The sequence below is a fragment of the Vannielia litorea genome, from assembly GCF_019801175.1.
GTDB classification, from domain to species: Bacteria; Pseudomonadota; Alphaproteobacteria; order Rhodobacterales; family Rhodobacteraceae; genus Vannielia; species Vannielia litorea_B.
This window is the reverse complement of record NZ_JAHVJR010000001.1, coordinates 893,632-916,968: the sequence shown is the minus strand read 5'-3', so window position 1 is coordinate 916,968 and position 23,337 is coordinate 893,632. Positions and strand designations below refer to the sequence as shown.

General features: G+C 66.8%; 24 protein-coding genes. 9 read left to right on the top strand and 15 right to left on the bottom strand.

Annotated elements, in window-relative coordinates:
- Positions 1-62: 62 nt before the first annotated feature.
- Positions 63-980 (bottom strand): LysR family transcriptional regulator, encoded by a 918-nt coding sequence (locus KUV38_RS04450; RefSeq protein ID WP_222468890.1) that lies wholly within the window; start codon positions 978-980, stop codon positions 63-65.
- A gap of 82 nt (positions 981-1,062) precedes the next feature.
- Here KUV38_RS04450 and KUV38_RS04445 point away from each other — a divergent pair, with 82 nt between their 5' ends.
- Entirely contained in the window at positions 1,063-1,356 is a 294-nt protein-coding gene (locus KUV38_RS04445) for a DUF1330 domain-containing protein (RefSeq protein ID WP_222468889.1), read from the top strand.
- On the opposite strand, the gene KUV38_RS04440 is transcribed toward KUV38_RS04445, so the two are convergent.
- Positions 1,331-2,473 (bottom strand): MFS transporter, encoded by a 1,143-nt coding sequence (locus tag KUV38_RS04440; RefSeq protein WP_222468888.1) that lies wholly within the window; start codon positions 2,471-2,473, stop codon positions 1,331-1,333. The two genes, KUV38_RS04445 and KUV38_RS04440, sit on opposite strands and share 26 nt — an antisense overlap.
- A 99-nt stretch (positions 2,474-2,572) precedes the next feature.
- On the opposite strand from KUV38_RS04440, the gene KUV38_RS04435 reads away from it, so the two are divergent.
- On the top strand, positions 2,573-5,536 hold the full coding sequence (locus KUV38_RS04435) for a vWA domain-containing protein (RefSeq protein WP_222468887.1): 2,964 nt from the start codon (positions 2,573-2,575) through the stop codon (positions 5,534-5,536).
- Between the two features lie 290 nt (positions 5,537-5,826).
- Here the strand turns inward: KUV38_RS04435 and tgt are convergent, their stop codons facing one another.
- The gene (tgt, locus tag KUV38_RS04430; protein WP_222468886.1) at positions 5,827-6,957 is read right to left on the bottom strand and encodes a tRNA guanosine(34) transglycosylase Tgt; all 1,131 of its coding nucleotides are present in this window, start codon (positions 6,955-6,957) and stop codon (positions 5,827-5,829) included.
- Between the two features lie 60 nt (positions 6,958-7,017).
- On the opposite strand from tgt, the gene rimK reads away from it, so the two are divergent.
- Entirely contained in the window at positions 7,018-8,412 is a 1,395-nt protein-coding gene (gene rimK / locus KUV38_RS04425) for a 30S ribosomal protein S6--L-glutamate ligase (RefSeq protein ID WP_222468885.1), read from the top strand.
- 36 nt (positions 8,413-8,448) lie between these two features.
- Here the strand turns inward: rimK and KUV38_RS04420 are convergent, their stop codons facing one another.
- The 7 genes from KUV38_RS04420 to KUV38_RS04395 form a co-directional block, all read right to left on the bottom strand.
- Entirely contained in the window at positions 8,449-8,874 is a 426-nt protein-coding gene (locus KUV38_RS04420) for a hypothetical protein (RefSeq protein ID WP_222468884.1), read from the bottom strand.
- Positions 8,871-8,996, bottom strand: a complete 126-nt coding sequence (locus KUV38_RS20855) for a hypothetical protein (RefSeq protein WP_261384591.1) — start codon at positions 8,994-8,996, stop codon at positions 8,871-8,873. The genes KUV38_RS04420 and KUV38_RS20855 overlap by 4 nt, the downstream gene beginning before the upstream one ends.
- On the bottom strand, positions 8,993-9,196 hold the full coding sequence (locus KUV38_RS04415; protein WP_261384592.1) for a hypothetical protein: 204 nt from the start codon (positions 9,194-9,196) through the stop codon (positions 8,993-8,995). Before KUV38_RS04415 ends, KUV38_RS20855 begins: the two co-directional genes overlap by 4 nt.
- The gene (locus tag KUV38_RS04410; RefSeq protein WP_222468883.1) at positions 9,193-9,747 is read right to left on the bottom strand and encodes a holin family protein; all 555 of its coding nucleotides are present in this window, start codon (positions 9,745-9,747) and stop codon (positions 9,193-9,195) included. The genes KUV38_RS04415 and KUV38_RS04410 overlap by 4 nt, the downstream gene beginning before the upstream one ends.
- Positions 9,738-10,349: a holin-associated N-acetylmuramidase gene (locus KUV38_RS04405; RefSeq protein WP_222468882.1), complete on the bottom strand. Its 612-nt coding sequence runs from the start codon at positions 10,347-10,349 to the stop codon at positions 9,738-9,740. Before KUV38_RS04405 ends, KUV38_RS04410 begins: the two co-directional genes overlap by 10 nt.
- A 307-nt stretch (positions 10,350-10,656) precedes the next feature.
- Positions 10,657-11,049 (bottom strand): cell division protein ZapA, encoded by a 393-nt coding sequence (locus tag KUV38_RS04400; protein WP_222468881.1) that lies wholly within the window; start codon positions 11,047-11,049, stop codon positions 10,657-10,659.
- Positions 11,042-11,404 (bottom strand): hypothetical protein, encoded by a 363-nt coding sequence (locus KUV38_RS04395; RefSeq protein WP_222468880.1) that lies wholly within the window; start codon positions 11,402-11,404, stop codon positions 11,042-11,044. The genes KUV38_RS04400 and KUV38_RS04395 overlap by 8 nt, the downstream gene beginning before the upstream one ends.
- 232 nt (positions 11,405-11,636) lie before the next feature.
- Between KUV38_RS04395 and tkt the strand changes: the two genes are divergently transcribed.
- On the top strand, positions 11,637-13,652 hold the full coding sequence (gene tkt / locus KUV38_RS04390) for a transketolase (protein ID WP_222468879.1): 2,016 nt from the start codon (positions 11,637-11,639) through the stop codon (positions 13,650-13,652).
- Between the two features lie 69 nt (positions 13,653-13,721).
- Here tkt and KUV38_RS04385 read toward each other — a convergent pair whose 3' ends face one another.
- Positions 13,722-14,087: a DoxX family protein gene (locus KUV38_RS04385; RefSeq protein ID WP_315898500.1), complete on the bottom strand. Its 366-nt coding sequence runs from the start codon at positions 14,085-14,087 to the stop codon at positions 13,722-13,724.
- Positions 14,084-15,037 (bottom strand): DUF808 domain-containing protein, encoded by a 954-nt coding sequence (locus tag KUV38_RS04380; RefSeq protein WP_222468877.1) that lies wholly within the window; start codon positions 15,035-15,037, stop codon positions 14,084-14,086. Before KUV38_RS04380 ends, KUV38_RS04385 begins: the two co-directional genes overlap by 4 nt.
- A gap of 197 nt (positions 15,038-15,234) precedes the next feature.
- On the opposite strand from KUV38_RS04380, the gene gap (KUV38_RS04375) reads away from it, so the two are divergent.
- Positions 15,235-16,233 carry a type I glyceraldehyde-3-phosphate dehydrogenase gene (gene gap / locus KUV38_RS04375; RefSeq protein ID WP_222468876.1) on the top strand — a complete coding sequence of 333 codons (999 nt, stop codon included), beginning with the start codon at positions 15,235-15,237 and terminating at the stop codon, positions 16,231-16,233.
- Between the two features lie 48 nt (positions 16,234-16,281).
- The gene (locus KUV38_RS04370) at positions 16,282-16,425 is read left to right on the top strand and encodes a glyceraldehyde-3-phosphate dehydrogenase (protein WP_222468875.1); all 144 of its coding nucleotides are present in this window, start codon (positions 16,282-16,284) and stop codon (positions 16,423-16,425) included.
- A gap of 81 nt (positions 16,426-16,506) precedes the next feature.
- Here KUV38_RS04370 and KUV38_RS04365 read toward each other — a convergent pair whose 3' ends face one another.
- On the bottom strand, positions 16,507-16,965 hold the full coding sequence (locus KUV38_RS04365; protein ID WP_222468874.1) for a hypothetical protein: 459 nt from the start codon (positions 16,963-16,965) through the stop codon (positions 16,507-16,509).
- 295 nt (positions 16,966-17,260) lie between these two features.
- Here KUV38_RS04365 and gap (KUV38_RS04360) point away from each other — a divergent pair, with 295 nt between their 5' ends.
- Together gap (KUV38_RS04360) and KUV38_RS04355 are read left to right on the top strand one after the other, a co-directional pair.
- A complete protein-coding gene (gene gap / locus KUV38_RS04360) occupies positions 17,261-18,262 on the top strand; it encodes a type I glyceraldehyde-3-phosphate dehydrogenase (protein ID WP_222468873.1) in 1,002 nt (333 codons plus the stop codon).
- Between the two features lie 207 nt (positions 18,263-18,469).
- Positions 18,470-18,628 (top strand): hypothetical protein, encoded by a 159-nt coding sequence (locus KUV38_RS04355; protein WP_222468872.1) that lies wholly within the window; start codon positions 18,470-18,472, stop codon positions 18,626-18,628.
- A gap of 249 nt (positions 18,629-18,877) precedes the next feature.
- Here the strand turns inward: KUV38_RS04355 and KUV38_RS04350 are convergent, their stop codons facing one another.
- Positions 18,878-20,041, bottom strand: a complete 1,164-nt coding sequence (locus tag KUV38_RS04350) for a M20 aminoacylase family protein (protein ID WP_222468871.1) — start codon at positions 20,039-20,041, stop codon at positions 18,878-18,880.
- Positions 20,042-20,047: 6 nt separating this feature from the next.
- Positions 20,048-21,211: an acetylornithine deacetylase gene (argE, locus tag KUV38_RS04345; protein ID WP_222468870.1), complete on the bottom strand. Its 1,164-nt coding sequence runs from the start codon at positions 21,209-21,211 to the stop codon at positions 20,048-20,050.
- 405 nt (positions 21,212-21,616) lie between these two features.
- On the opposite strand from argE, the gene KUV38_RS04340 reads away from it, so the two are divergent.
- Positions 21,617-23,335, top strand: coding sequence for a peptide ABC transporter substrate-binding protein (locus tag KUV38_RS04340; protein ID WP_222468869.1), 1,719 nt, complete (start codon positions 21,617-21,619; stop codon positions 23,333-23,335).
- Positions 23,336-23,337: the final 2 nt, after the last annotated feature.

The window sequence follows — 23,337 nt, the reverse complement described above, 5'->3', positions numbered from 1 at the left end:
TGCAGCGCCCGCGCCACGCCAACACAAAAATGAGAACATACCGTAAACATGCTGACAGCGCGTCAATCGCTGCCGAGGTAATGCGCCGAACGGCCTGAAAATCGCCCCGCAATGAACCGCAGAAAGCCCGCCACGAGCGGCGCGTTGCGCAGGTCGGGGTGGGTCAGCGCCCAGATCGGCATATAGGGCACCAGCGGCGTGCCGGGCACCCGCACCAAGCCGCGCCCGCCCATGAAACAGGGCATCCGGGTCAGCCCGATCCCTTGGCGCACAAGGCTTTCGGCAGCAACCATATCGTCACACAGCGCCGCCAGCGTGGCATTGGCAAAGCGCGCACGGATGCTTTTGGCCACCGGCGCCTCCCACGCGGTAAAGCCCACTACCGGCAGCGCGCCCGTGCCCTCCAGCGCCGCGCGGTAACGGTTCAGAAACCCTTCGTTGGCATAAAGCCCGGCACGCTGGTCGATAATCTTCCGGCCCCACAGGCTCTCGGCAGGGGCGTGGCTCACCCGGATCGCCACATCCGCCTCGCGCCGGTGCAGATCGAGGATGCGGTTGTCCCCGAGGATATGCAGCTCAACGGCGGGGTGCTCGGCCTGCCAGAGGGCAATATCTTCGGCAAAGCGCGCATCGGCCAGCAGCGGCGGGATCGTGACCCGCAGCACGCCGCCCTCGCCGGTGCGGGCGGCCAGTTCGAGGTCGAGCGCAATCGCCTCGGCCTCCATCGCCTCGGCCCGCGTGGCCACGGTGGCCCCCTCCGCGGTGGGCCGCACGCCCTCGGGCAGCCGCTCGAAAAACCGCGTGCCGCTGTGCGCCTCCAGCCGCGCAAGCTGGCGCGACACGGTGCCGTGGTTCACCCCCAGCACCCGCGCCGCGCCCGAGAGGCTCCCGGCGCGGGCCAGTTCCAGCACCAGCCTGAGGTCATTCCACTCCAGCATCCGGCCAGTCTCCAACGTTTCGGTGCACTTCACCCCTTGCATTATTGCACAGGCCCTTTGTCGATCTGAGCAATTTTGCAAGGCCATGCCAAGGAGCAATCTCCGCGAAACGAAAGGAGAGACCATGCCCCATTACGTGACCGTCCAGCTCGAGGTGACCGACCCGGAACTGATGCAGCAATACCGCGCACGCGGCTTCGAGCCGGTGGCCAAACACGGCGGAGAGATGATCGCCGGAGGCCCCGATTGCGAGGTGCTGGAAGACAATGGCGGCGGCCCGCCTGCCTCGGTGCTGCTCAGCTTCCCCTCCGCCGAGGCCGCCCGCGCATGGGCGGAAGACCCTGAATTTGCAGAGGTTTACGCGCTCCGCCGCCGGGCCGCGAAAACCACCATCACCCTGCTCCCGCCCAACGGCTGACGCGGGCGAAGATCACCGAAACCGCCGCCATCCCGGCGAGCGAGAGCACCACCACCAAGGCCGCCATCCCGCCCAAGCCTTCGCCCAGCGCAAGAGTGAAGAGCGGGATGGTGAGCGCCGTGCCGATGTTGCCGAACTGCGCAATCGCCCCGTTGGCCCGCGCGGTATCGGCCGGGTCGGGGTTGAGCAGCGGGGCCGAGGCAAAGGCCGCCCCCGGTACCGCGCCGAAGGCCAGCAGCATCGGCAGTGCAATCGCCAGTCGCAGCCCCGGCAGCAGCAGGAACAGCACCATGGGCGCCGCGCCCGCGGCAAAGGCCACCACTGCCAGCCTCTGCGGCGCGATGGACCGGGTCGCCGCCCCGGCCCAGAAGGTGCCCACCAGCGCGACAAGCGGCAACAACGGCGCCGTCCAGCCGCCCAAGAACTCCGGCAGGAAGGTGATGAGCGACATGAACATCAGCGCGTGCCAGAAGAACATCAGCGCCGGGGCGAACCTGCGGGCGCTGGTGTAGATCGCCACATGCCGCGCCAGCCAGCCCTCCGCCGTCGCCCCGCCCCGGCCCACGCCGCGTGGCAGGATCGGCGCAATCGCCGCGCCGACCACTGCCAGCAGCGCCGCATGCACCCAGTAAAGCCCTGTTCCCGCTAGACTTTCCACCAGTGAGAAAAGCGCAAAGCCGACCCCGAAGAAGGTGCCCCAAAGCCCCATGACGGCGCCGCGATGCCCCGCCGTGCAACTCGCCGCCATCAGCGTCGGCGCGGCAACCACGATAGCGAGATGGGCAAACCCCTCCGCCAGCCGCAACGCCATGAAGAGCCCAAAGACCGGCAGCAGCGCCTCCGCAGCGCCCAGCGCCACGCCCGCGACGACCGCCGCCAGCAACACCCGCCGCGCGCCGAACCGCGCCACAACGATCCCCGCCGTCGCGCCAAAGACAATGCCAGCCACGCTGGTCATCGACACTGCGAAGGGCAGCACACCGCCCGCCTCAGGGTAGCGCTCCGCCAGCGCGCCAAGGGTCAGCGCGGCCTTGGCAAAATGCCCGGCGGCCAGCAGCCCCAACGCATAGAGCAGGGCCACCAGCGGCCAGTTCGTCGTGTCGGGTGCGCGCGTCATGCCCGCTTGTCGCCCCATCCCGGCCCAAGGTCAATTTGCCGCCGCGCAGCTGCCGTGTTTTACTTTGCGTAAGTCATTTTTGATCCAAGAGGTTTTCCCATGCTTCGCGCGCTAACCCTTTGCCTTTGCACGCTCTTTGCAACCGCCGCCCTGGCCCAGGAGCGCCCCCGGGCGATTCTGGTGATGGACGGGTCCGGCTCGATGTGGGGCCAGATCGACGGCAAGGCCAAGATCACCATCGCGCAAGAGGTCGTCGGCACCGTGCTGGGCGGCCTGCCCGACAGTCAGGAGCTGGGGCTCACCCTCTACGGCCACCGCCGCAAGGGCGACTGCGCCGATATCGAAACCGTGGTTCAGCCCGGCACCGGCACCAAATCGGCAATTCAGAGCGCGGTGAATGCGGTCAGCCCCAAGGGCAAAACGCCGATGACAGAGGCCGTCCGCCAGGCCGCCGAGGCGCTGAAATACACCGAGGAGAAGGCCACCGTCATCCTCGTCTCCGACGGCATCGAAACTTGCGATCCCGATCCCTGTGCCGCCGCCGCCGCGCTGGAGCAGGCGGGTGTGGATTTTACCGCCCATGTGGTCGGCTTCGACGTGTCCGAGGCCGAGGCCCTGCGCCAGATGCAGTGCATCGCCGATGAAACCGGCGGCCAGTTCATCGAGGCCTCCAATGCCGCCGAGCTGGCCGATGCCATGGTCGCCGTGGTCGATGTCGAGGAAGAGCCCGCGCTGGAGCCTGTGGCCGTCACCCACGAGGTCCGCTTCCGCGCCACCGCTGGCGAGGGCGGCCCCTTCATTTCCGAGCCGCTGGCCTGGGAGATCAGCCAAGAGGGCACGCCCGTCGGCACCACCACGCTCGAGGCCGCGCCCACCGTGAGCCTTGAAGAAGGCGCCTATCAGGTCACCGCCACCCGCCCGTCAGACGACACGGCCCGCGAGGCCAGCTTCACCGTGAAGCCCGGCAAGCAGACGGTCACGGTCATCTTCCCGGACCCGCTGGTCCAGATCCGCTTTCAGGCGATTGACGGCAAGCATGGCCCCCGCATCTCCGACCCTCTGGTCTGGGATCTCTACCGCGGTGACGAGCTGGTCGAAGGGCCGCTCAACGTCGATGGCTTCACCGCCGAACTGGAGAAGGGCGAGTACCGCGTCACCGTGATGCGCCCCTCCGATGAGGCCAGCGCCGAGGCCATCGTCGGCGTCGGCAAGGTCCGCAAAACGGTCACCGTCGAACTGCCGCCCTATGCCCCGCCCGCCTCGCTTGAGGCCGCCGAAAGCGCCGTTGCGGGCAGCCACATCCCTGTGCGCTGGACTGGCCCCGAGGGCCAGAACGACACCATCGCCGTGGGCGTGCCCGGCAACGGCAACCAGATCAACTACACCTACATCCGCGAAGGCTCCCCGCTCGAGCTGGAGATGCCCGCCACCCCCGGCAGTTACGAGCTGCGCTACGTGCTGGCCAAGGGCAACAAGGTGCTGGCCACGCTTCCCATCGAGGTCACGCCCGTCGAGGCCACCGTCACCCCGCCCGCCGTGCTGCCTGCCGGCGGCAAGGTGCAGGTCGGCTGGACCGGCCCGGATTATCAGAACGATTTCATCGCCATCGCCAAGCCGGGCGACAACGGCAACCGCTACGAGGCCTACAGCTACACCCGCCACGGCGCGCCGCTCGATCTGCAAATGCCCGCCGAGCCGGGCAGCTACGAGATCCGCTACGTGATGCGGCAAGACAATACGGTGCTCGCCACCGCGCAGGTCGAGGTCACCGCCGTCACCGCCTCCGTCACCCCGCCCGAGGTTCTGCCCGCAGGCGGCACGGTGCAGGTCGGCTGGCAGGGGCCGGACGATCAGAACGACTACATCGCCATCTTCCCCGAGGGCGAGGCCAAATACACCGGCTACACCTACACCCGCCACGGCTCCCCCGCCGCGCTGCGTCTGCCCGCCGAGCCGGGCCGCTATCGCATCGCCTATGTCCAGCGGCAGGGCAATACCGAGCTGGCCTCGGTGAATGTCGAGGTCACCGCCGTCACCGCCTCGGTCACGCCCCCCGCCGAGCTGCCCGCAGGCGGCACCGTGCAGGTCGGCTGGACTGGCCCGGATGACCAGAACGACTATATCGCCGTCTTCCCCGCAGGCGGCGACCGCTACACAGGCTACACCTACACCCGTCACGGCAGCCCCGCCGCCGTGCGCCTGCCTGCCGAACCGGGCCGCTATCGCATCGCCTACGTGCAGGATGTCGGCAACACCGAGATCGCCTCGGTCGAGGTCGAGGTCACGGCTGTCACCGCCTCGCTCACGCCTCCGCCCGAGCTGCCGATGGGCGGCACCGTCCCGGTGGAGTGGACCGGCCCGGACGACCAGAACGATTACATCGCCGTCTTCCCCGCAGGGGAGAGCCAATACACCGGCTATGCCTACACCCGCCACGGCAGCCCCGCACAGGTGCCCCTTCCCGCCACGCCCGGCAAATACCGGATCGCCTATGTGCAGGATGTCGGCAATACCGAGATCGCCTCGGTCGAGGTCGAGGTCACAGCCGTCACCGCCACCCTCTCCGCGCCCGCCTCCGCCGAGCAAGGCGCCACGGTGCCGGTGGAGTGGCAGGGTCCGGACTTCAAGAACGACTACATCGCCGTCTTCCCCGCGGGCGAAAGCCAGTACACCGGCTACACCTACACCCGCCACGGCAGCCCGGCGCAGGTTGCCATGCCCGCCACGCCCGGCGACTACGAGGTGGCCTATGTGCTCGACCGCGGCAACACGGTCGTCACCCGCAGCCCGATCACCGTCACTGCTGCCAGCGCAAGCGTCACCCCGCAAGGCGGTGGCACAGCGGGCGGCGAGCTGCTGGTCGATTGGGAGGGGCCGGACAACAAGGGCGATTACATCGCGCTCTTCCCCGCCGAGGGGGGCAATTACACCGGCTACGCCTACACCGCCAAAGGCAGCCCGGCCAAGCTGAAGCTGCCCGACACCCCCGGCGCCTATGTGGTGAAATACGTGCTCGACCGCGACAACACCGCCATCGCCGAGGCCCCCGTCACCGCGCAGTAGCCCTGCTTCGGAGCCCTCCGTCGCCTGACACCCCAAGGGACGGCGGCAGGCTCCGGGTCAACCGGAATCGCCGAGGGGCCCCACGCATGTGGGGATACGGCTATTCCGGTTGATGCGGAGACGGTCGCCGGCCATCCCGGGGTCAGGTGATGGAGGGCGCGCAAGCAGGTTTCCTGCTTTGGTGAGTCCCGAGCTTGAAGCCCCCCTCAGACATCCCGCGCAGGCCGTGCGTGGCGGAACGGGGTGGGCGGGCGGGCGTTCCGCCACGGACGGCCGCACCTCACCGCACGTCACACCGGCGGAATATCCCCCACCGCCCGCTGCGCATGAAATTCCGCTTCGAACGCGGCAAACCGCCCCTCGGCAATCGCCGCCCGCATCCCCTGCATCAACTCCTGATAGTAATGCAGGTTGTGCCAGGTCAGCAGCATCCCGGCGATCATCTCGCCCGCACGATAGACATGATGCAGATAGGCCCGGCTGTACCCCCGGCAGGCCGGGCACCCACAGGCCTCATCCAGCGGCCTCGGGTCATCCGCATGGCGGGCGTTCTTCAGGTTCACCTGCCCGCGCCGGGTCCACGCCTGCCCGGTCCGCCCGCTCCGCGAGGGCAGCACGCAATCCATCATGTCCACCCCGCGCTTCACCGCGCCCACAATGTCATCGGGCTTGCCAACGCCCATCAGGTAGCGCGGCTTGTCCTCGGGCAGCATGCCGGGCGCATAGTCGAGCACGCCGAACATCGCCTCCTGCCCCTCGCCCACAGCAAGCCCGCCAATCGCGTAGCCATCAAAGCCGATCGCCTTCAGCGCCTCGGCGCTCTCGCCCCGCAGCTCCTCGGTCACCCCGCCCTGTTGGATGCCAAAGAGCGCATGGCCGGGCCGGTCGCCAAAGGCCACCCGAGACCGCTCCGCCCAGCGCATGCTAAGCCGCATCGACTCCGCCACCGCCTCTTCCGTTGCGGGCAGCGCCGGGCACTCATCGAAACACATCACGATATCGGAGCCGAGCAGCCGCTGGATCTCCATCGAGGTCTCCGGGCTCAGAAAATGCTTCGACCCATCCACATGGCTGCGAAAGGTCACGCCGTCCTCGGTCAGCTTGCGCAGATCGGCAAGGCTCATCACCTGAAACCCCCCCGAGTCGGTCAGGATCGGCTTTTCCCAGTTCATGAACTTGTGAAGGCCGCCCAGCCGCGCCACCCGCTCCGCACCCGGCCGCAGCATCAGGTGATAGGTGTTGCCCAGCAAAATATCGGCCCCCGTGGCCGCCACGCTCTCCGGCATCATCGCCTTCACCGTCGCCGCCGTGCCCACTGGCATGAAGGCCGGCGTGCGGATCTCGCCGCGCGGGGTGGTCAACACGCCCAATCGGGCCTTGCCGTCCTGCGCCTTCACTTCGTATGTCACCGGTGTCGTCATATGCCCGTCTCCTTCGGGCCCCATATCCGACAGATGCAGCCAAAAGCCAAGGACAGCCCGATGACCCCACCCGCCACCGCGCCCCTCCAATTCGGCTGGGAAGAATGGGTCACCCTGCCCGCTCTCGGTCTGCCCGCGCTGAAGGCCAAGGTCGATACCGGCGCGCGTACTTCCGCGCTGCACGCCTCCGATATCGAAACCTTCGGCCCCGCCGCCAAGCCCAAGGTGCGCTTCACCGTTCACCCGATTCCGGGCCGCGAAGACCTGTTCATCCCCTGCTCCGCCGCCATCACCGACCGCCGCGAGGTGACCTCGTCCAACGGCGAGAAAGAGCTGCGCTACGTCATCGAAACCCCGCTTGAGGTCGCCGGTCATGCCTGGCCTATCGAGGTCACCCTCACCGACCGCTCCACCATGGCCTCGCGGATGCTGCTGGGCCGACAGGCGCTGCACGAAGAGATCAACATCCACGCCAACGACCGCTTCTGCCAGCCCGAGCTGGACTACGAGGTCTATCACTCCCCCGCCGTCCGCGCCGCCCAGCCGCCCCGCGCGCTGCGCATCGCCGTGCTCAGCCGCGAGAACAACTATTCCACCCGCAGGCTGGTCGAAGAGGGTGAGAAGCGCGGTCACACCGTGGAGGTGATCGACACCACCCGCTGCTACATGGCCATCTCCACCCTCGCCCCCGAGGTGCATTATGATGGCAAACGCCTGCCCCGCTACGATGCGGTGATCCCGCGCATCGGCGCCTCGGTCACGACCTACGGCACCGCCATCGTCCGCCAGTTCGAGACCATCGGCACCTTCTCGGTGAACCCCTCCCACGGCATTACCGCCTCGCGCGACAAGCTGCACGCGCATCAGATCATGTCGCGCGCCAAGGTGCCCATGCCCGACACCGCCTTCGCCGCCTCCCCCAAGGACACCGCCAACCTGATCGCGCTCGCCGGCAGCGCGCCGCTGATCGTGAAACTGCTGGAGAGCACGCAAGGCAAGGGCGTGGTGCTCGCCGAAACCCGCAAGGCCGCCGAGTCGGTGATCGACGCCTTCCGCGGCCTCAACGCCAACTTCCTCGTGCAGGACTTCGTCAAGGAGGCCGCCGGCGAAGATATCCGCTGCATGGTCATCGGCGGCAAGGTGGTCGCCTCGATGAAGCGCACCGGCGCCGAGGGCGATTTCCGCTCCAATCTGCACCGGGGCGGCACTGCCAAATCGGTCCGCATCTCCCGGCTCGAGCGTGAAACCGCCACCCGCGCCGCCCGCGCCTTCGGCCTCGGCATGGCCGGGGTGGACCTGCTGCGCTCCGAAGACGGCCCCAAGGTGCTGGAGGTCAACAGCTCCCCCGGCTTCGAAGGCATCGAGGCCGCGACCGAAAAGAACGTGGTCGCCCGCCTCTACGACGAAATCGAGCACCACGTCCGCCCCAAGCAGGTCCGCCGCCGGAAGAGCTGACGCGCCCTGCCGTTACGGCGGGCGGCGCCCCGCCTCCTACCCCAGCACCGCCAGCACCAGCATCGCCGCGCCGAGCGTGCCCCCCAGCACGAAGACCAGCGCCACCTGCCCCAGCCCGAAGGCCCGGCGGATCGCCTCCACGTGCAGCAACGTTCCGGTGAGGTAGACGCCGAGCACCCCCAGCAGCAGCGGGCTTTCCACCATCCACGCCGGGTGGCCCAGCATGTCCTGCGCCACCCGCCAGCCAAGCAGCGCCGAGGCGCCGGCCCAGCTGAAGGTCATCGCCAGCGCCAGCGGCGTCGCCTTCTCGCGCCAGAGCCACAGAAAGGTGCCCGCCAGCGTGGCCGCCATCGCCACCAGCGCCGCGCGCGCAAGGTCCTGCGCGGTGACAATTCCGAGCGGCCGGGCCAGCACGCCCAGCACAAGCAGGATGAGGGCCGTCAGCCCCAAGGCACGTGTCATCTTCCCAGCATCTCCTTCAGCGTCGCGTCGAGCGCATCGGCGGCGGCGCGGTTGCGGTCGGTCTCCCGCTCCATCTCGCGGCCCAGCAACAGCCGCCGCAGCGCGGCCCGGAGCCAGCTCATTTGTCGCCCCCGCCTGCGCCTCGGCCCGGCAGGCGCTCGCGGATCAGCGTGGTCAGCTCGATGATGATCTCGGTGTTGCGGTGCAGGGCCGCGCGGGTGGTTTCGTCCTTCTTGTGGTCCTTGAAGAGCAGGAAGAAGACGAGCAGCACCCAAGGCCCGTGCTCGGTGAGCAGGCTGACCCAGACGGTATCGGGCATCATGCCGCCCGGCCCCCGCGCCAGTCGTCCAGCGCCGGGTTCTCGCCCTCTGCGCCCTCCGCCAGAACGCCCCGCTCGCCTGCCCCCGCCTGCAACGCCGCCAGCGCCGCCATGTTGGCCTGCACCTGCGGCGCCAGCGCCACCGTGGCGGCGATCGAGCGCTGAAATTCCTGCCCCTTCACCTGGTGCCGGGCCCCGAAGTAGAAGCTCACGATCGCCCCCATCAGCCACCACAGCGGCTCGGGAACCAACGCGATCCCCTGCATCCGCGCGGCAAACCAGATCGGGTCCACCAGCGCCGCGAGCATCAGAAAGATCGTGCCCAGCGCCAGCACCGGGCGCGGCAGGCGGTTGAGCCCGTCCATGAACCGGTCGAACCAGCCCTTGCGCTCGACCATGAACTCGCGGCCGAACTGCTCCAGCGCCGCGCCCTGGTAGGCAGCGGCCCGGGCCGAGGCGTTTTCGGCGTTCTCGCGAAACACCTCCACCGTCTCGGCAATCCCGTTGCGCCCGCCGCCAAAGAGGGCCGTGAGCATGGCGGTGATCAGCCCCATTTCGCCACCCGCGCGCGATGCTCGGCCTCCGTCAGGCGGTACTTCGGGCTGATGAACTCTTCCGCGCGGGTGATCCAGCCGCCCTTCCCGCCATCACGTCGGCGGGCGTATTTGCGGCTGGAGGGGCGGGCATCGGCGAGGCCGTAGTAATAGTTGCGCCGGGCGATCCCGTAGGCATCCGCCAAATGGTCCGGCGCTTCGTCGAAGGCGGCGCGGGCGGCGGCAATGGTCTGCGGACCAATCGCGCCATCCACCGCGCAGGCCTGTCCCATCCGGGCCAGCAGCCGCTGCAGGATCTTCACCGCGTTGCTGCCCGCGTTCACATACATGTCGAAGACGCTGGCGTGCAGCGCCACCGGCAGCTCGGCAATCCGCGGCCGCTTGAAGTAATGCTCGATGAAGATGCCCCGCGCCTGCTCGGCGCTGAGGCGTTTCACATCGCGGACGGTGGTGCGCCCATCTCCGTCAAGGTCCACCCCGAGGCGGCGCAGCGTGCCGATGGTGACCCCGAATTTCGTCGCGCCCCCCGGATCATCGGGGTCGTTCACATAGCCGCCCTCGCGGGCCACGATCTCGCGGGCAATCTCGTCGACACTGGGCATGGATGCCTCCAGACGTTTCCTCGAACCGTCCGGAAGCCTGCGGCATTTGGTTTAAGATTTATGAAGCGGGGCGTGCGGGCCCGTGTGCAAGCCGTGCAGCGCCGACCCGCGGGGTGGCGCCCGCAACAGCTGTGCGGGGCACTTTATGGTGCCGCCTTGGCCCTCCCTCCACGGTAACCGCTGTTCTCACCAAAGCGCCGCCCCGGGGGGCGGGTCGGCGCTGCACGGCGGCCTGCGGCCTTGATCCCGTGCACGGGCGCCGATCTACATCGGTAGGTTGGAAAGTGGGCGCTAAGCGACCCTTCCCCTAGCCCGCCTTCTCCTCGGCCTGCGCCGCAAGGCTCTCGGCCCGTGCGGCCAGTTCGGCCATGAAGTCTTCCACCTCGCGGGGCACCACCGGCACCTCCACGCGGGCGGGCTCGGGCGCGGGCACGGCCTTCATCTCCTCGATGAGCTTTTCCTGCGCCGCCAGCTTCTCTTCCGCCGCCGCAGCCTTCTCCTCGAAGGCCGCCGTGCGGTCGGCGAGCATCAGCCCGGCCATCAGCAGCATCCGCGCCTCGGGCAGCCGCCCGATCTGGCTCACCAGTGCGCTTGCCTCCCGGTCCAGCATCTCCGCCGCGCCGGTCAGGTAATGCTCCTCGCCCTCCTGACAGGCGACCGTAAAGCTCCGCCCGCCAATCGAAATCTGAACCTCAGCCATGTGCAGCCTCCCCCACCAGCGGCTCCAGCGCGGCGATCACCGCATCCAGTTCCTCGCGGTCCTCGGCCTGCTTGGCCCGCAGCGCCGCCTCGGCCTCTTCCAACTCGGCGATCCGCTCCTGCTGGCGCTCCTTCAGCGCCTTCATGGCGTCAATCCGCTCACGCAGCTGGGTATTGGCGGTCTGCTCCGCCTCCAGCGCCTGTTTCAGCTGAAGCACCTGCGCCTCGAGCCCGCGCTGCGCGGCGAGCTCCTCTTCGCTCGGCCCCGCCTGCCCCGCCTCGTAGCTGGCCACGGCTGCGCCGATCCTGTCCATCGCGGCGGTCAACCGCCGCTCCAATGCCGAGATGTCACTCATTCTGCTGTCCCCTGCGGTGTGAGCCACCGCTCTTTTCTCTTGCACCTGTCCTGCGCCGCTGCCCCGCGCCCGAATCGACGCGCAGTCCCGGCTGCCTCAAGTGTAACCGAGGGCCGCAAAACATGCGCCCCTTTTGTTCCAAGCACTTACCACGCGGCCTTCATGCTGCCTTGAACTCCCCCCCGAGCCTGCTATCACGACGCAACATTCTTGCACCGAGGGGACCTTTTCCGTGGACATCGACGCGCTTCGCAACGCCCATCCCGAACATTGGATGAAAGCCGCCTGCATCCGCACGCTCACGCTCGATGCGGTCGCCGCCGCCAACTCCGGCCACTCCGGCGCGCCGATGGGCATGGCCGATGTCGCCACCGTCCTCTTCGAGAAGCACCTGAAGTTCGATGCCGCCGCGCCAAACTGGCCGGACCGTGACCGCTTCATCCTCTCCGCAGGCCACGGCTCGATGCTGGTCTACTCGCTGCTCTACCTCACCGGCGATGCGCAGATAACCCTCGAAGAAGTCAAGAATTTCCGCCAACTCGGCGCCCGCACCGCAGGCCACCCCGAGAACTTCCTCGCGGACGGGATCGAAACCACAACCGGCCCGCTCGGTCAGGGCATTTCCAATGCCGTCGGCTTCGCCATCGCCGAGGAGAGCCAGCGCGCCCACTGGGGCAAGAAGGTGGTCGATCACTACACCTACTGCATCGCCGGCGACGGCTGCCTGATGGAGGGCGTGAGCCAGGAGGCCATCGCACTCGCCGGCCACCTCAAACTCTCCCGCCTCATCGTGATGTGGGACAACAACGACATCACCATCGACGGCAAGGTTTCGCTCTCCGACAGCACCGATCAGGTCGAGCGGTTCAAGGCCTCCGGCTGGAACGTGCTGCAATGTGACGGCCATGACCCCGAGGCGATCGACGCGGCCCTCACCGAGGCCAAAAAGTCCGACCGCCCGACCATGATCGCCTGCAAGACCCACATCGCCCTCGGCCACGCCGCGCAAGACACCTCCAAGGGCCACGGCGCGCTCACCGACGCCGACCAACTGGAAGCCGCCAAAAAGGCCTACGGCTGGACCTCCCCCGCCTTCACCATCCCCGCCGACCTCAAATCGGCCTGGGAAGAGATCGGGTCGCGCGGCGAACAGGACCGCAAGGATTGGGAGGTGCGTCTCGGTGCCCTCTCCGAGCGCAAACGCGCCGAATGGGACCGCCAGCAAAGCGGCGAAGCGCCCAAGAAACTCGCCGCCGTGATCCGCGCCCTGAAAAAGCAGATCTCCGACGAGCAGCCCAAGGTGGCCACCCGCAAGGCCTCCGAGATGGCGCTTGAGGTGATCAACCCGGTGATGGGCGAGACCATCGGCGGCTCCGCCGACCTCACCGGCTCCAACAATACCAAGACCGCCGATCTCGGCGTGTTCTCGGCCGAAGACCGCAAGGGGCGCTTCATCCACTACGGCATCCGCGAGCACGGCATGGCCGCCGCGATGAACGGCATGGCTTTGCACGGCGGTTCAAAGCCTTACAGCGGCACCTTCATGTGCTTCACCGACTATGCCCGCCCGGCCATGCGCCTCTCCGCGCTGATGAAGGTCGCCCCGGTCTACGTGATGACCCACGACTCCATCGGTCTGGGCGAGGATGGCCCCACCCACCAGCCGGTCGAGCATCTCGCCCTGCTGCGGGCCACCCCCAACACGCTGGTGTTCCGCCCCGCCGACGCGGTCGAGACCGCCGAGGCCTGGGAGATCGCCCTGAGCCAGACCAGCAAGCCCTCCATCCTCGCCCTCTCCCGTCAGGGCCTGCCCACCGTGCGCAAAGAGCACAAGGGCAAGAACCTGACCGAACAGGGTGCTTACGTTCTGGCCGACGCCGAGGGCAAGCGGCAGGCCATCCTCCTCGCCACCGGCTCCGAGGTGAGCATCGCGATGGAGGCCAAGGCGCTGCTGGAGGCCGAAGGTATCGGCACCCGCGTCGTCTCCATGCCCTCGATGGAGCTTTTTGCACAGCAGGACGAGAAGTACCGCAAGCGCGTGCTTCCCGGCGGCCCGGTCCGCGTGGCCGTCGAGGCCGCCGTCCGTCAGGGCTGGGACCAGTGGCTGCTCGGCGAGCGCGGCCGCGAGGCCAAGGCCGGTTTCGTCGGGATGGACAGCTTCGGCGCCTCCGCCCCGGCCGAGGAGCTTTACGAGAAGTTCGGCATCACCGCCAAGGCCGTGGCCGAGAAGGTGAAGAGCCTGCTCTGATCTTATGGGGGTGCGCCATGAGTGCGCACCCTACACCCGCGTAGGCTGCCAATTCATGGCGCATCCAACCTACCCCCCAAGCGCAAACCGCCCCGGACCGGCCACCGCCAGCGCAAGGCATCCGCCCGCAATCGCCCAGTTCTTCACGAAGATGGTCATCTGCCACGGGTCGCTCGGGATGTAGTGGAACATGCTGGTAAAGGCGCAATAGGCCGCCAGTGCCAGCGCCACCGGCGTCACCCAGACCCCCAGCACGAGGCACACCGCCGCGCCTGCGTTGAAGGCCAGCGCCGGCCAAACCAGCCACGTCGGCATCCCCTTGCCCGCCAGCAGGTCCATCACCGCCTGCGGCTGGGTCTTCTGCACCGCGCCGCCAATGAACAGCCCTGCGATCAGGAGCCGCGCGACCAACAGAGCAACCGATTGCCAGATCACCCGCGCACCGCCTTCCACACCGGCGCGATGACGAATTGCACCAACGGGATCAGCACAAAGCCGAGCAGCAGCCCCAGCACGCCGGCCAGCCCGGCCCCGGCGATCCATTCCACAACGGCGTGCCAGTTCTCCGGCACCTTCGCCGCCGCCGCCACAGCCGCGTCATGCACCCAGTGCTCAGGGTCATGCCAGCCCATCACCCCCAGCGAATGGATGATGATCTGGCCGCCGACCCAAAGCATCGCCGCCGTGCCCACGATCATCAAAAACTTCAGAAACCACGGCATCCCGATCACGATCCCGCGCCCCAGCGCCCGGGTCAGCCCCAGACGGCCGCGCTCGGCCATGTGCAGCCCCACGTCATCGGCCTTCACGATGATCGCCACGCTGCCATAGACGGCGGCAGTGATCATCACCCCCGCCAGCGCCAGCGCCGCGCCCTGAAACCAGATGCTCGCCTCCGCGTCGAGGTTTGAGAGGATGATCGTCATGATCTCGGCGGAGAGGATGAAATCCGTCTTGATCGCGCCCTGAATCTTCTGCTCCTCAAGGTGCGCCTTGTCCCCCTCGATATGAATATCGACGTGATGCGAACTGGGGTGGATCAGATGCCATATCTTCTCCGCCCCCTCGAAACACAAGTAAGCCCCGCCCAGCATCAAAAGCGGATAAATGAGCCAAGGCGCAAAGGCCGAGAGCAGCAGCGCGGCGGGCAGCAGGATCACCAGCTTGTTGAAGATCGAGCCCCGCGCGATCCGCCAGACAATCGGCAACTCCCGCTTGGGTTCGAACCCCTGCACATATTTCGGCGTCACCGCCGCATCGTCGATCACAGCGCCCGCCGCCTTGGCGCTCGCCTTCGCCGCCTGGCTGGCGATGTCATCCACCGAGGCCGCCGCCAGCTTTGCAATCGCCGCCACGTCGTCCAGAAGTGCCAGAAGTCCGCTCATGACCGTTCCCTTTGTTCGCCCCTCCAACCTAGGGATTCGGCCCGCAGAGGCAAGCGCGCAGCCATGCCGGGCCACGTTTGCGCAAACTGCTATCGCTAACAGCGGATGTTTACGCTAACACGCTGATTTGCTGCACTTTCCCGAGTATGCATCGGTATGCTACCCGGCTCTCCAAGGGCAATCCAAGGAGCGGGAAGATGACCATCACCATCGGGATCAACGGATTTGGCCGCATCGGGCGCTGCACCCTGGCGCATATCGCCGAGAGCGCGCGCAACGATGTTCAGGTCGTCAAGATCAACGCCCCCGGCGATATCGAGACCCACGCCCACCTGCTCCGCTACGACAGCGTGCACGGGCGCTTCCCCGGTGAGGTGCAGGTCAAGGGCGATGCGCTCGACCTCGGCCGCGGCCCGATCGACGTGATGTCAAGCTACGAGCCCGAGACCCTCGACTGGGGCGGCTGCGACGTGGTTCTGGAATGTACCGGCAAGTTCAACGATGGCATCAAATCCGCCATCCACCTCGAGCGCGGCGCCGGCAAGGTGCTCATCTCCGCCCCCGCCTCCAACGTCGACCGCACCGTGGTCTACGGCGTCAACCACCGCAGCCTGCGGGCCGAAGAGCGGATGGTCTCCAACGGCTCCTGCACAACCAACTGCCTCGCCCCGCTGGCCAAAGTGCTGAACGACACCATCGGCATCGAGCGCGGCATCATGACGACGATCCACAGCTACACCGGCGACCAGCCCACGCTGGACCGTCGCCACAAGGATCTCTACCGCGCCCGCGCCGCCGCCATGGCGATGATCCCCACCAGCACCGGCGCTGCCAAGGCGCTCGGCGAGGTGCTGCCCGAACTCTCCGGCAAGCTCGACGGCACCGCCATGCGCGTGCCCACGCCCAACGTGTCGGCGGTGGACCTTACCTTCGAGGCTGGCCGCGACGTGACCGTTGAGAACGTGAATGAGGTGGTGGCCGAGGCCTGCGCCGGGCACATGGGCATGGTGATGGCCTACGACCCGGCCCCCAAGGTCTCGATCGATTTCAACCACACGCCGCAAAGCTCCATCTTCGCCCCCGATCAGACCAAGGTCGTCGGGCGCACCGTGCGCGTGCTGGCCTGGTACGATAACGAGTGGGGTTTCTCCGCCCGCATGGCCGATGTCGCCGGGCACATGGGCCGCCTGAACTAAGGCGCGCCCCGCCTTCCTGCCGCCCCAGTTGCCCGCTATGAAGGCGGCATGACCAACCGGCTCGCCCTCATCCTCTTCCTCCTCGCCGTCGCCGCCCTCGTGGCCGACGGCGTGCTGAATGAGAGCGCCGCCACCCTCTTCATGCTGAAGAAGTTTTCCGCCCTCACTGAGTGGCTCGCCTTCTGGCGCTGACCGCCCCGCAAACACATCCGCGCAAAAGAAAAGGGCCGCCCCGAAGGACGGCCCCAAAGTCGCGTTCTGCGACCGCTGGTGTCAGCTATCGAAGTAGCTGGCCACGGCAGCGTCGATCTCAGCAGGGGTGTTGCCGTTGTTGAAGGCTTGCGCCAGCGAGGCAACTTCCTCATCGCTCAGCTCCGACACGTCGTGGTCGTAACCACCGATGTCGAGCTTGGCTTGCAGGATCTCACGCATGTTGTTCACGTCGAGCTCCAGATCGATGTCACCATCGGCGAGGTCAGCGTAGTACTCGGCGTTGGTGCCTTCGATGATCTCACCGATCGCGCCCGACTTCTCGGCGGGGGATTTGCCGGAGTCGTTCACCACCACATACACCTGACGCACTTGGTCGTCGGTCAGGGTTTCGGCTTCAACTTCCGGGGCGTATTCGGTCAGCGAGGCGTCAACGGAATCACGCAGTTGCTCCGGGGTCATCGCAAAGGCGGTACCGGCAGTCATGGCAACAGCAGCGACAGTCATCATCAGGCGTTTCATATCGAACGAACTCCTTATCTCTTTGGCGCCCCGGTGTTTTTTCCGGGGCCGGTGCCTCGCGGGGCCACCATTGGCCGGCCGCTGCACCGTCATTGCCTCCACAACTGCGCGACGGCCCGGATCGTTCCAAAAAACTTTCGGCGGCTGTTCACGGCCCCGTGATCGACCCGCCGAGCCGAGCCTCGCGCTTTTGCCCATCCTGTGTATGCTGTTCTCAGCCATCCCTGCCCTGCGCCGCCTTGACATGTGGCGCGCAATCGCAATGTTAGCGTTAACACCAGCACAGGAGGTTTTCATGGCCGTCAAGGTTGCAATCAACGGGTTCGGCCGCATTGGCCGCAACGTGCTCCGCGCCATCATCGAGAGCGGGCGCACCGATATCGAGGTGATCGCCATCAACGATCTCGGCCCGGTCGAGACCAACGCACACCTCATCCGCTTCGACTCTGTCCACGGCAAGTTCCCTGGCGAGGTCAAGGTGGCCGGCAACACCATCGACGTGGGCCGCGGCCCGATCGAGGTCACCGCCATCCGCAACCCCGCCGAGCTGCCCTGGGCCGATGTCGACGTGGTGATGGAATGCACCGGCATCTTCACCTCCAAGGAGGCCTGCCAAGCACATCTCGAGAACGGCTCCTCTCGCGTGCTGATCTCGGCCCCCGGCAAGAACGCCGACAATACCGTGGTCTACGGCGTCAACCACGACACCCTGACCAAGGATCACATCGTCGTCTCCAACGCCTCCTGCACCACCAACTGCCTCGCGCCGGTGGCCAAGGTGCTGAACGACAGCATCGGCATTGCCAAGGGCTTCATGACCACGATCCACAGCTACACCGGCGACCAGCCCACGCTGGACACCATGCACAAGGATCTCTACCGCGCCCGCGCCGCGGCCATGTCGATGATCCCCACCTCCACCGGGGCCGCCAAGGCCGTGGGCCTCGTGCTGCCCGAGCTGAACGGCAAGCTCGACGGCGTCGCCATCCGCGTGCCCACCCCCAACGTCTCGGTGGTGGACCTCACCTTCGAGGCCGCGCGCGACACCACGGTCGAAGAGATCAACGAGGCCATGCAGGCCGCCGCCGCTGGCCCGCTCAAGGGCATCCTCGGCGTGACCGACCAACCCAACGTCTCGATCGACTTCAACCACGATCCGCACAGCTCCACCTTCGCGCTGGATCAGACCAAGGTCATGGAGGGCACCATGTGCCGCATCCTGAGCTGGTACGACAACGAGTGGGGCTTCTCCAACCGCATGTCCGATACCGCCGTGGCGATGGGCAAGCTCATCTGAGCCACCGCCACGCCGCGCTACAGGGGCCGTCCGGGCAACCGGGCGGCCCTTTGCTTTTGCCCCTGTCCCGCCTGACGCATGGCTTTTCGCCAGGAGCCATGCATCCAGCGCAATCCCGTTAGCGCAAACGGTCAGTTGTGCCGCGCCGCAGCATGACTATTTCTGGCGCACAAGAGGAAGACAGAAGCAAACGAAAGGACAGCTCCGATGACCGTCTTGACCACCCTCCGCGCCGCTTACGAAAAGCACCGCGCCTACACCCGCACCCGCAACGAGATCGCCGCCCTTCCGCGCGACGTGGCCCTCGACCTCGGCATCTTCCCCGAAGACGCCAGCCAGATCGCCCGCGCCGCCGTTTACGGCTAAGCGCGGCAGAGCCCGCGCGCGCTTGCACCACGTGATCCTCGGGCCTGACCCTAGGATCTCCCACCTCAGCCCGCCGCCAGTTCCAAGCCCAGCGGACCGCGCTCTCACGATCGCGTCACCGCACGGCCCGTTAAGTTAACGCCACTATGTCATCTGACATGCGCATGGAATGTGCATCAGTTGTGCATCGAATGTGCATCGCTGGGCGGCCATGGTTAACCGCCCCGCGCGCGCCGTGTTAACCCGGCCTCAGGCCGCCGGCATCCGCTTTTCAACGATCTCCGCCCACCAGCTGCAACCCGCTGGAATCGCTTCATCATTGAAGTTGTACTCCGGGTGATGCACCGCCGCGGTGTCGCCATTCCCAACAAGGATATAAGCCCCCGGACGCTCCTCCAGCATGAAGGCAAAATCCTCGCCCCCCATCACCAGCGGCGCCTCCGCACACTCCCCCGATACCGCCCTGGCCACCTCGGCGGCAAACTCGGTTTGCTCCTCGGAATTCACCATCACCGGGTAGCCCTTCATGTAGTTCACCTTGGCCACCGCGCCGAAGACCTCGGCGGTCTTCTCGGCAATGGCGGGCAGCCGCTTTTCAACCAGCTCCCGCGTCTCCGGCGAAAGCGTCCGCACCGTGCCTTTCAACTGCACCCGTTGGGGGATCACGTTGAACGCCTTGCTCGACGTCTCGAAGCTGGTGACCGAAACCACAGCCTCCTTAGTCGGATCCGAGTTGCGGCTCACGATGGTTTGCAGCGCCAGTACCGTGTGCGAGGCCACGATGGTGCTGTCCACCGTCTCCTGCGGCTTGGCCGCGTGGCCGCCTTTTCCTTCGATATCAATGACAAACTGGTCGGTCGCCGCAAAGAACGGCCCGGGGCGGATGGCGAATTGCCCGGTCGGAACGCCCGGCCAGTTGTGCATCCCGTAGACTTCCTGAATGCCCCAGCGCTCCATCATCCCGTCTTCGCACATCTCCCGGCCGCCGCCGCCGCCCTCTTCGGCGGGCTGGAAAATCACCACCACCGTGCCGTCAAAATTGCGGGTCTCGGCGAGGTATTTCGCGGCACCCAGCAGCATCGCCGTGTGGCCATCATGGCCGCAGGCATGCATCGCGCCATCGGTCTTGGAGGCATACTCCAGCCCGGTCTGCTCGTGGATCGGCAGCGCGTCCATGTCGGCGCGCAGCCCGATGACCTTGCCCGATCCCTGCTGCTTGCCCTTGATCACCGCCACCACGCCGGTCCGCCCGATCCCCTCGGTAACCTCGTCGCAACCAAATTCCCGTAGCTTCTCGGCCACGACGCCAGCGGTGCGATGGGTGTCAAACAGGATTTCCGGATGCATATGAAAGTCCTGCCGCCATTCGGCGATCTCGGGCTGCATCTCGGAGAGGCGATTCTTGATGGGCACTTGGGGTTACTCCTTCAGGTGATCGAGCAGCCGCTCCATAAAGCGTTGGCCTGCCTCGAACTGTGCGATGGTCATATATTCGTCTGCCTTGTGGGCCTGTGCAATGTCTCCCGGCCCGCAAATCACGGTAGAATAACGGGCATTCTGAAATTGCCCTGCCTCCGAGGCAAAGCTCACCACGGCCCCCGGCCCGTTGTCGCCGGTGAGGCTGCGCACCAGCGGCTCGGCATGGGCCTCGGGACCTGATTCCGGCGCAAGTCCGGGCACGTCGAACAGCTCGTGCAGGGTAAAGCCCGCATCGGTGTGGGTGGCCTTCATGCCCGCCTCGATCTCGGCTACTTTCTCGCGCAGCCGCGCCCGCCAGTCCGCCGTGTCCTCCATCGGCATCACCCTGAAATCAAACAGCAATTCGCAATGCTCGGCGGTGATGTTATGCACCTCCCCGCCCCGGATCTTTCCAACATGCAGCGTGGTGCAAGGCGGTGTGAACACCGCCTCTTCCGGTGTCGGCGTGCGGGCAAACTGCGCCGCATTCACCTCGTTCGCCCAGCCGATCAGCCGCGCCGCCTCCATGATCGCGCTGACCCCTTCGTGCATAATCGAGCTGTGCACCGGAAAGCCCTTCACCACGATCCGGAACCCGAGGTTTCCCTTGTGCCCGGTGACCGGCTTCAGCATCGAGGGCTCGCCCACGATCACCGCCTCCGCGCGGGGCAAACCACTGGCCTGCAAGGCCTCGATCATCGGCGGCGCGCCGAAGCAGCCAATTTCCTCGTCATAGCTCAGGCCAATCTGCAACGGGCGCGAAACGCCCCGCTCGGCGGCCTGCCCCATTGCCCAGAGCGCAAGCGCGTCAAAGCCCTTCATGTCGGCCACGCCGCGGCCATAGAGCCGCCCGTCCCGCTCCTCTACCGCCCAAGGGTCGCTGGCCCAGCTCTGCCCCTCGACCGGCACCACATCGGTATGGCCCGAGAGCAGCACACCGCCCGGCGCATCCGGCCCGATGGAGGCAAAGAGCGCCGCCTTCTCTCCGGTGGAATCGGGCACGCGAGTCGCGGCAATGCCGCGCTCCGCCAGCCAGCCTTCCACCCAGTCGATCAGGTCGAGGTTAGAGGCCGATGAAACAGTCCGGAAGGACACGAGCTTGTCGAGTATGTCGCGTGGGGTCACGGGTCGGGAGGTGCCTTTCGAGCGGCCCGGTGGCGGGCCTCGTGCAGAGGGTGGTGCCCAGCCGCGCAGAGGTCAAGGCCTGCTGCCCAATCGGCAGGCATCTGCTCAATCGGGCCGCAAGGTCAGTTGACGAAACCATTGCGCCGTCCCCGTTTCATGTTACCGTCACATTCAGGGGATGGCGCAGCCGCGGGGGCGGAGGCGTGAAAACACCCATAAAAACTTGGTTGGACAGGGAGAGCGCATGGCCCGCAAAGGCACTTGCTCTGCTCAGGGGAACAGTCGCAGCTTCGGCGCCGCCACAGGCGGCTCCGGGCCCGGTTTTTCGCCGTCCAACTCCCCCCAACGACCACAAAAGCAGCCCAAAAGGGCGCGAGGCGTCGAGCACCCAACAAGGAGAAACCCATGAAACTCAAAACAGCTCTTCTCGGAGCGGTCGCCACCTGTGCGCTGGCCCCAATGGCCATCGCAGAAGGCCATGAAGGCGAGCGCGGCCGTGACGGCAATGTCAGCATCATCTACTGGCAGGCCCCGTCGATCATGAACCCGTTCCTCTCGGGCGGCACCAAGGATGTCGAGGCCGGCAGCCTCGTGCTCGAGCCGCTGGCGCGCTACGATGAGACCGGCACCCTGACCCCCTGGCTGGTCGAAGAGGTGCCCACCGTCGAGAACGGCGGCGTGAGCGAAGATCTCACCACCATCACCTGGAAGATCACGCCCGGCATCCTGTGGTCCGACGGCACGCCCTTCACCTCGGCGGACGTGAAGTTCACCTACGAATACTGCACCCACCCCGAGGGCGGCTGCGCCCAGCTCACCAAGTTCAACGGTGTCAGCTCGGTCGAAACGCCCGATGAGCACACCGTCGTGGTGACCTTCGAGCAGCCCACCCCCTTCCCCTACGGCCCCTTCGTGGGCGGTGAGAGCCCGATCCTTCAGGCCGCTCAGTTCGCCGACTGCATGGGCGCCAAGGCGCCTGAGTGCACCGAGGCCAACTTCAGCCCGATCGGCACCGGCGGCTTCAAGGTCGTGGAGTTCAAGCCGAACGACGTGATCACCTTCGAGGCCAACGAAAACTACCGCGAAGAGGGCAAGCCCGCCTTCGCCTCGATCACCTTCAAGGGCGGCGGCGATGCCACTGCGGCGGGCCGTGCGGTGATGGAGACCGGCGAGTTCGACTACGCCTGGAACCTCCAGCTCGCCCCCGATGTGATTGCCGAGATGGAAGCCGCCGGCAAGGGCGCTGCCATCGCAGGCTTCGGCCCGCTGCTCGAGCGGATCATGCTCAACAACACCAACCCCGACCCGGCGCTCGGCCCGGACGAGCGGTCCGTGGTGCGCCCGCACCCCTACCTCTCCGATCCCGCCGTCTACAAGGCGCTGTCTCTCGCCATCGACCGGCCCCTGCTGGTCGAGGTCGGCTACGGTCAGGCCGGTAAGGTATCGTGCAACTGGGTGCCCGCCCCCGAGGCGGTGAACTCCACCACCTTCGACTGCTCCACGCAGGACATCGAAGGCGCCAAGGCGATGCTGGAAGAGGCCGGCTGGGTCGACAGCAACGGTGACGGCGTGCGTGAGAAAGACGGCGTCGAGCTGAAGATGCTCTACCAGACATCCACCAACGCCGTCCGTCAGGACTTCCAGGCGCTGATCAAGGACTGGTGGGAGCAGATCGGCTTCGAGGTCGAGCTGCGCAACGTCGACAGCTCGGTGTTCTTCGGCGGTGATCCGGGCTCGCCCGATACCTTCCAGAAGTTCTACGCCGACGTCGAGATGTACGCCAACACCTTCAACGGAACCGACCCGCAGAGCTACCTCGGCAACGCCACCTGCGACAAGGCCCCCTCCCCGGCCACCCAGTGGCAGGGCGAGAATATCTCGCGCTGGTGCTCCGAGGAGTACGACGCGCTCTATGCCAAGCTGGGTGTCACCGCCGATGCGGCCGAGCGCGCCGAGATTGCCAAGCAACTCAATGACATGGTCATCGAGGGCGGCGGCATGATCCCGCTGGTCCACCGCGGTCGTCTCTCGGCCCACGCCAACAGCCTCGGCGGCGTGAAGCTGAACGTCTGGGACAGCGAAATCTGGAACGTCGCTGACTGGTACCGGATCAAGACCAACTGATC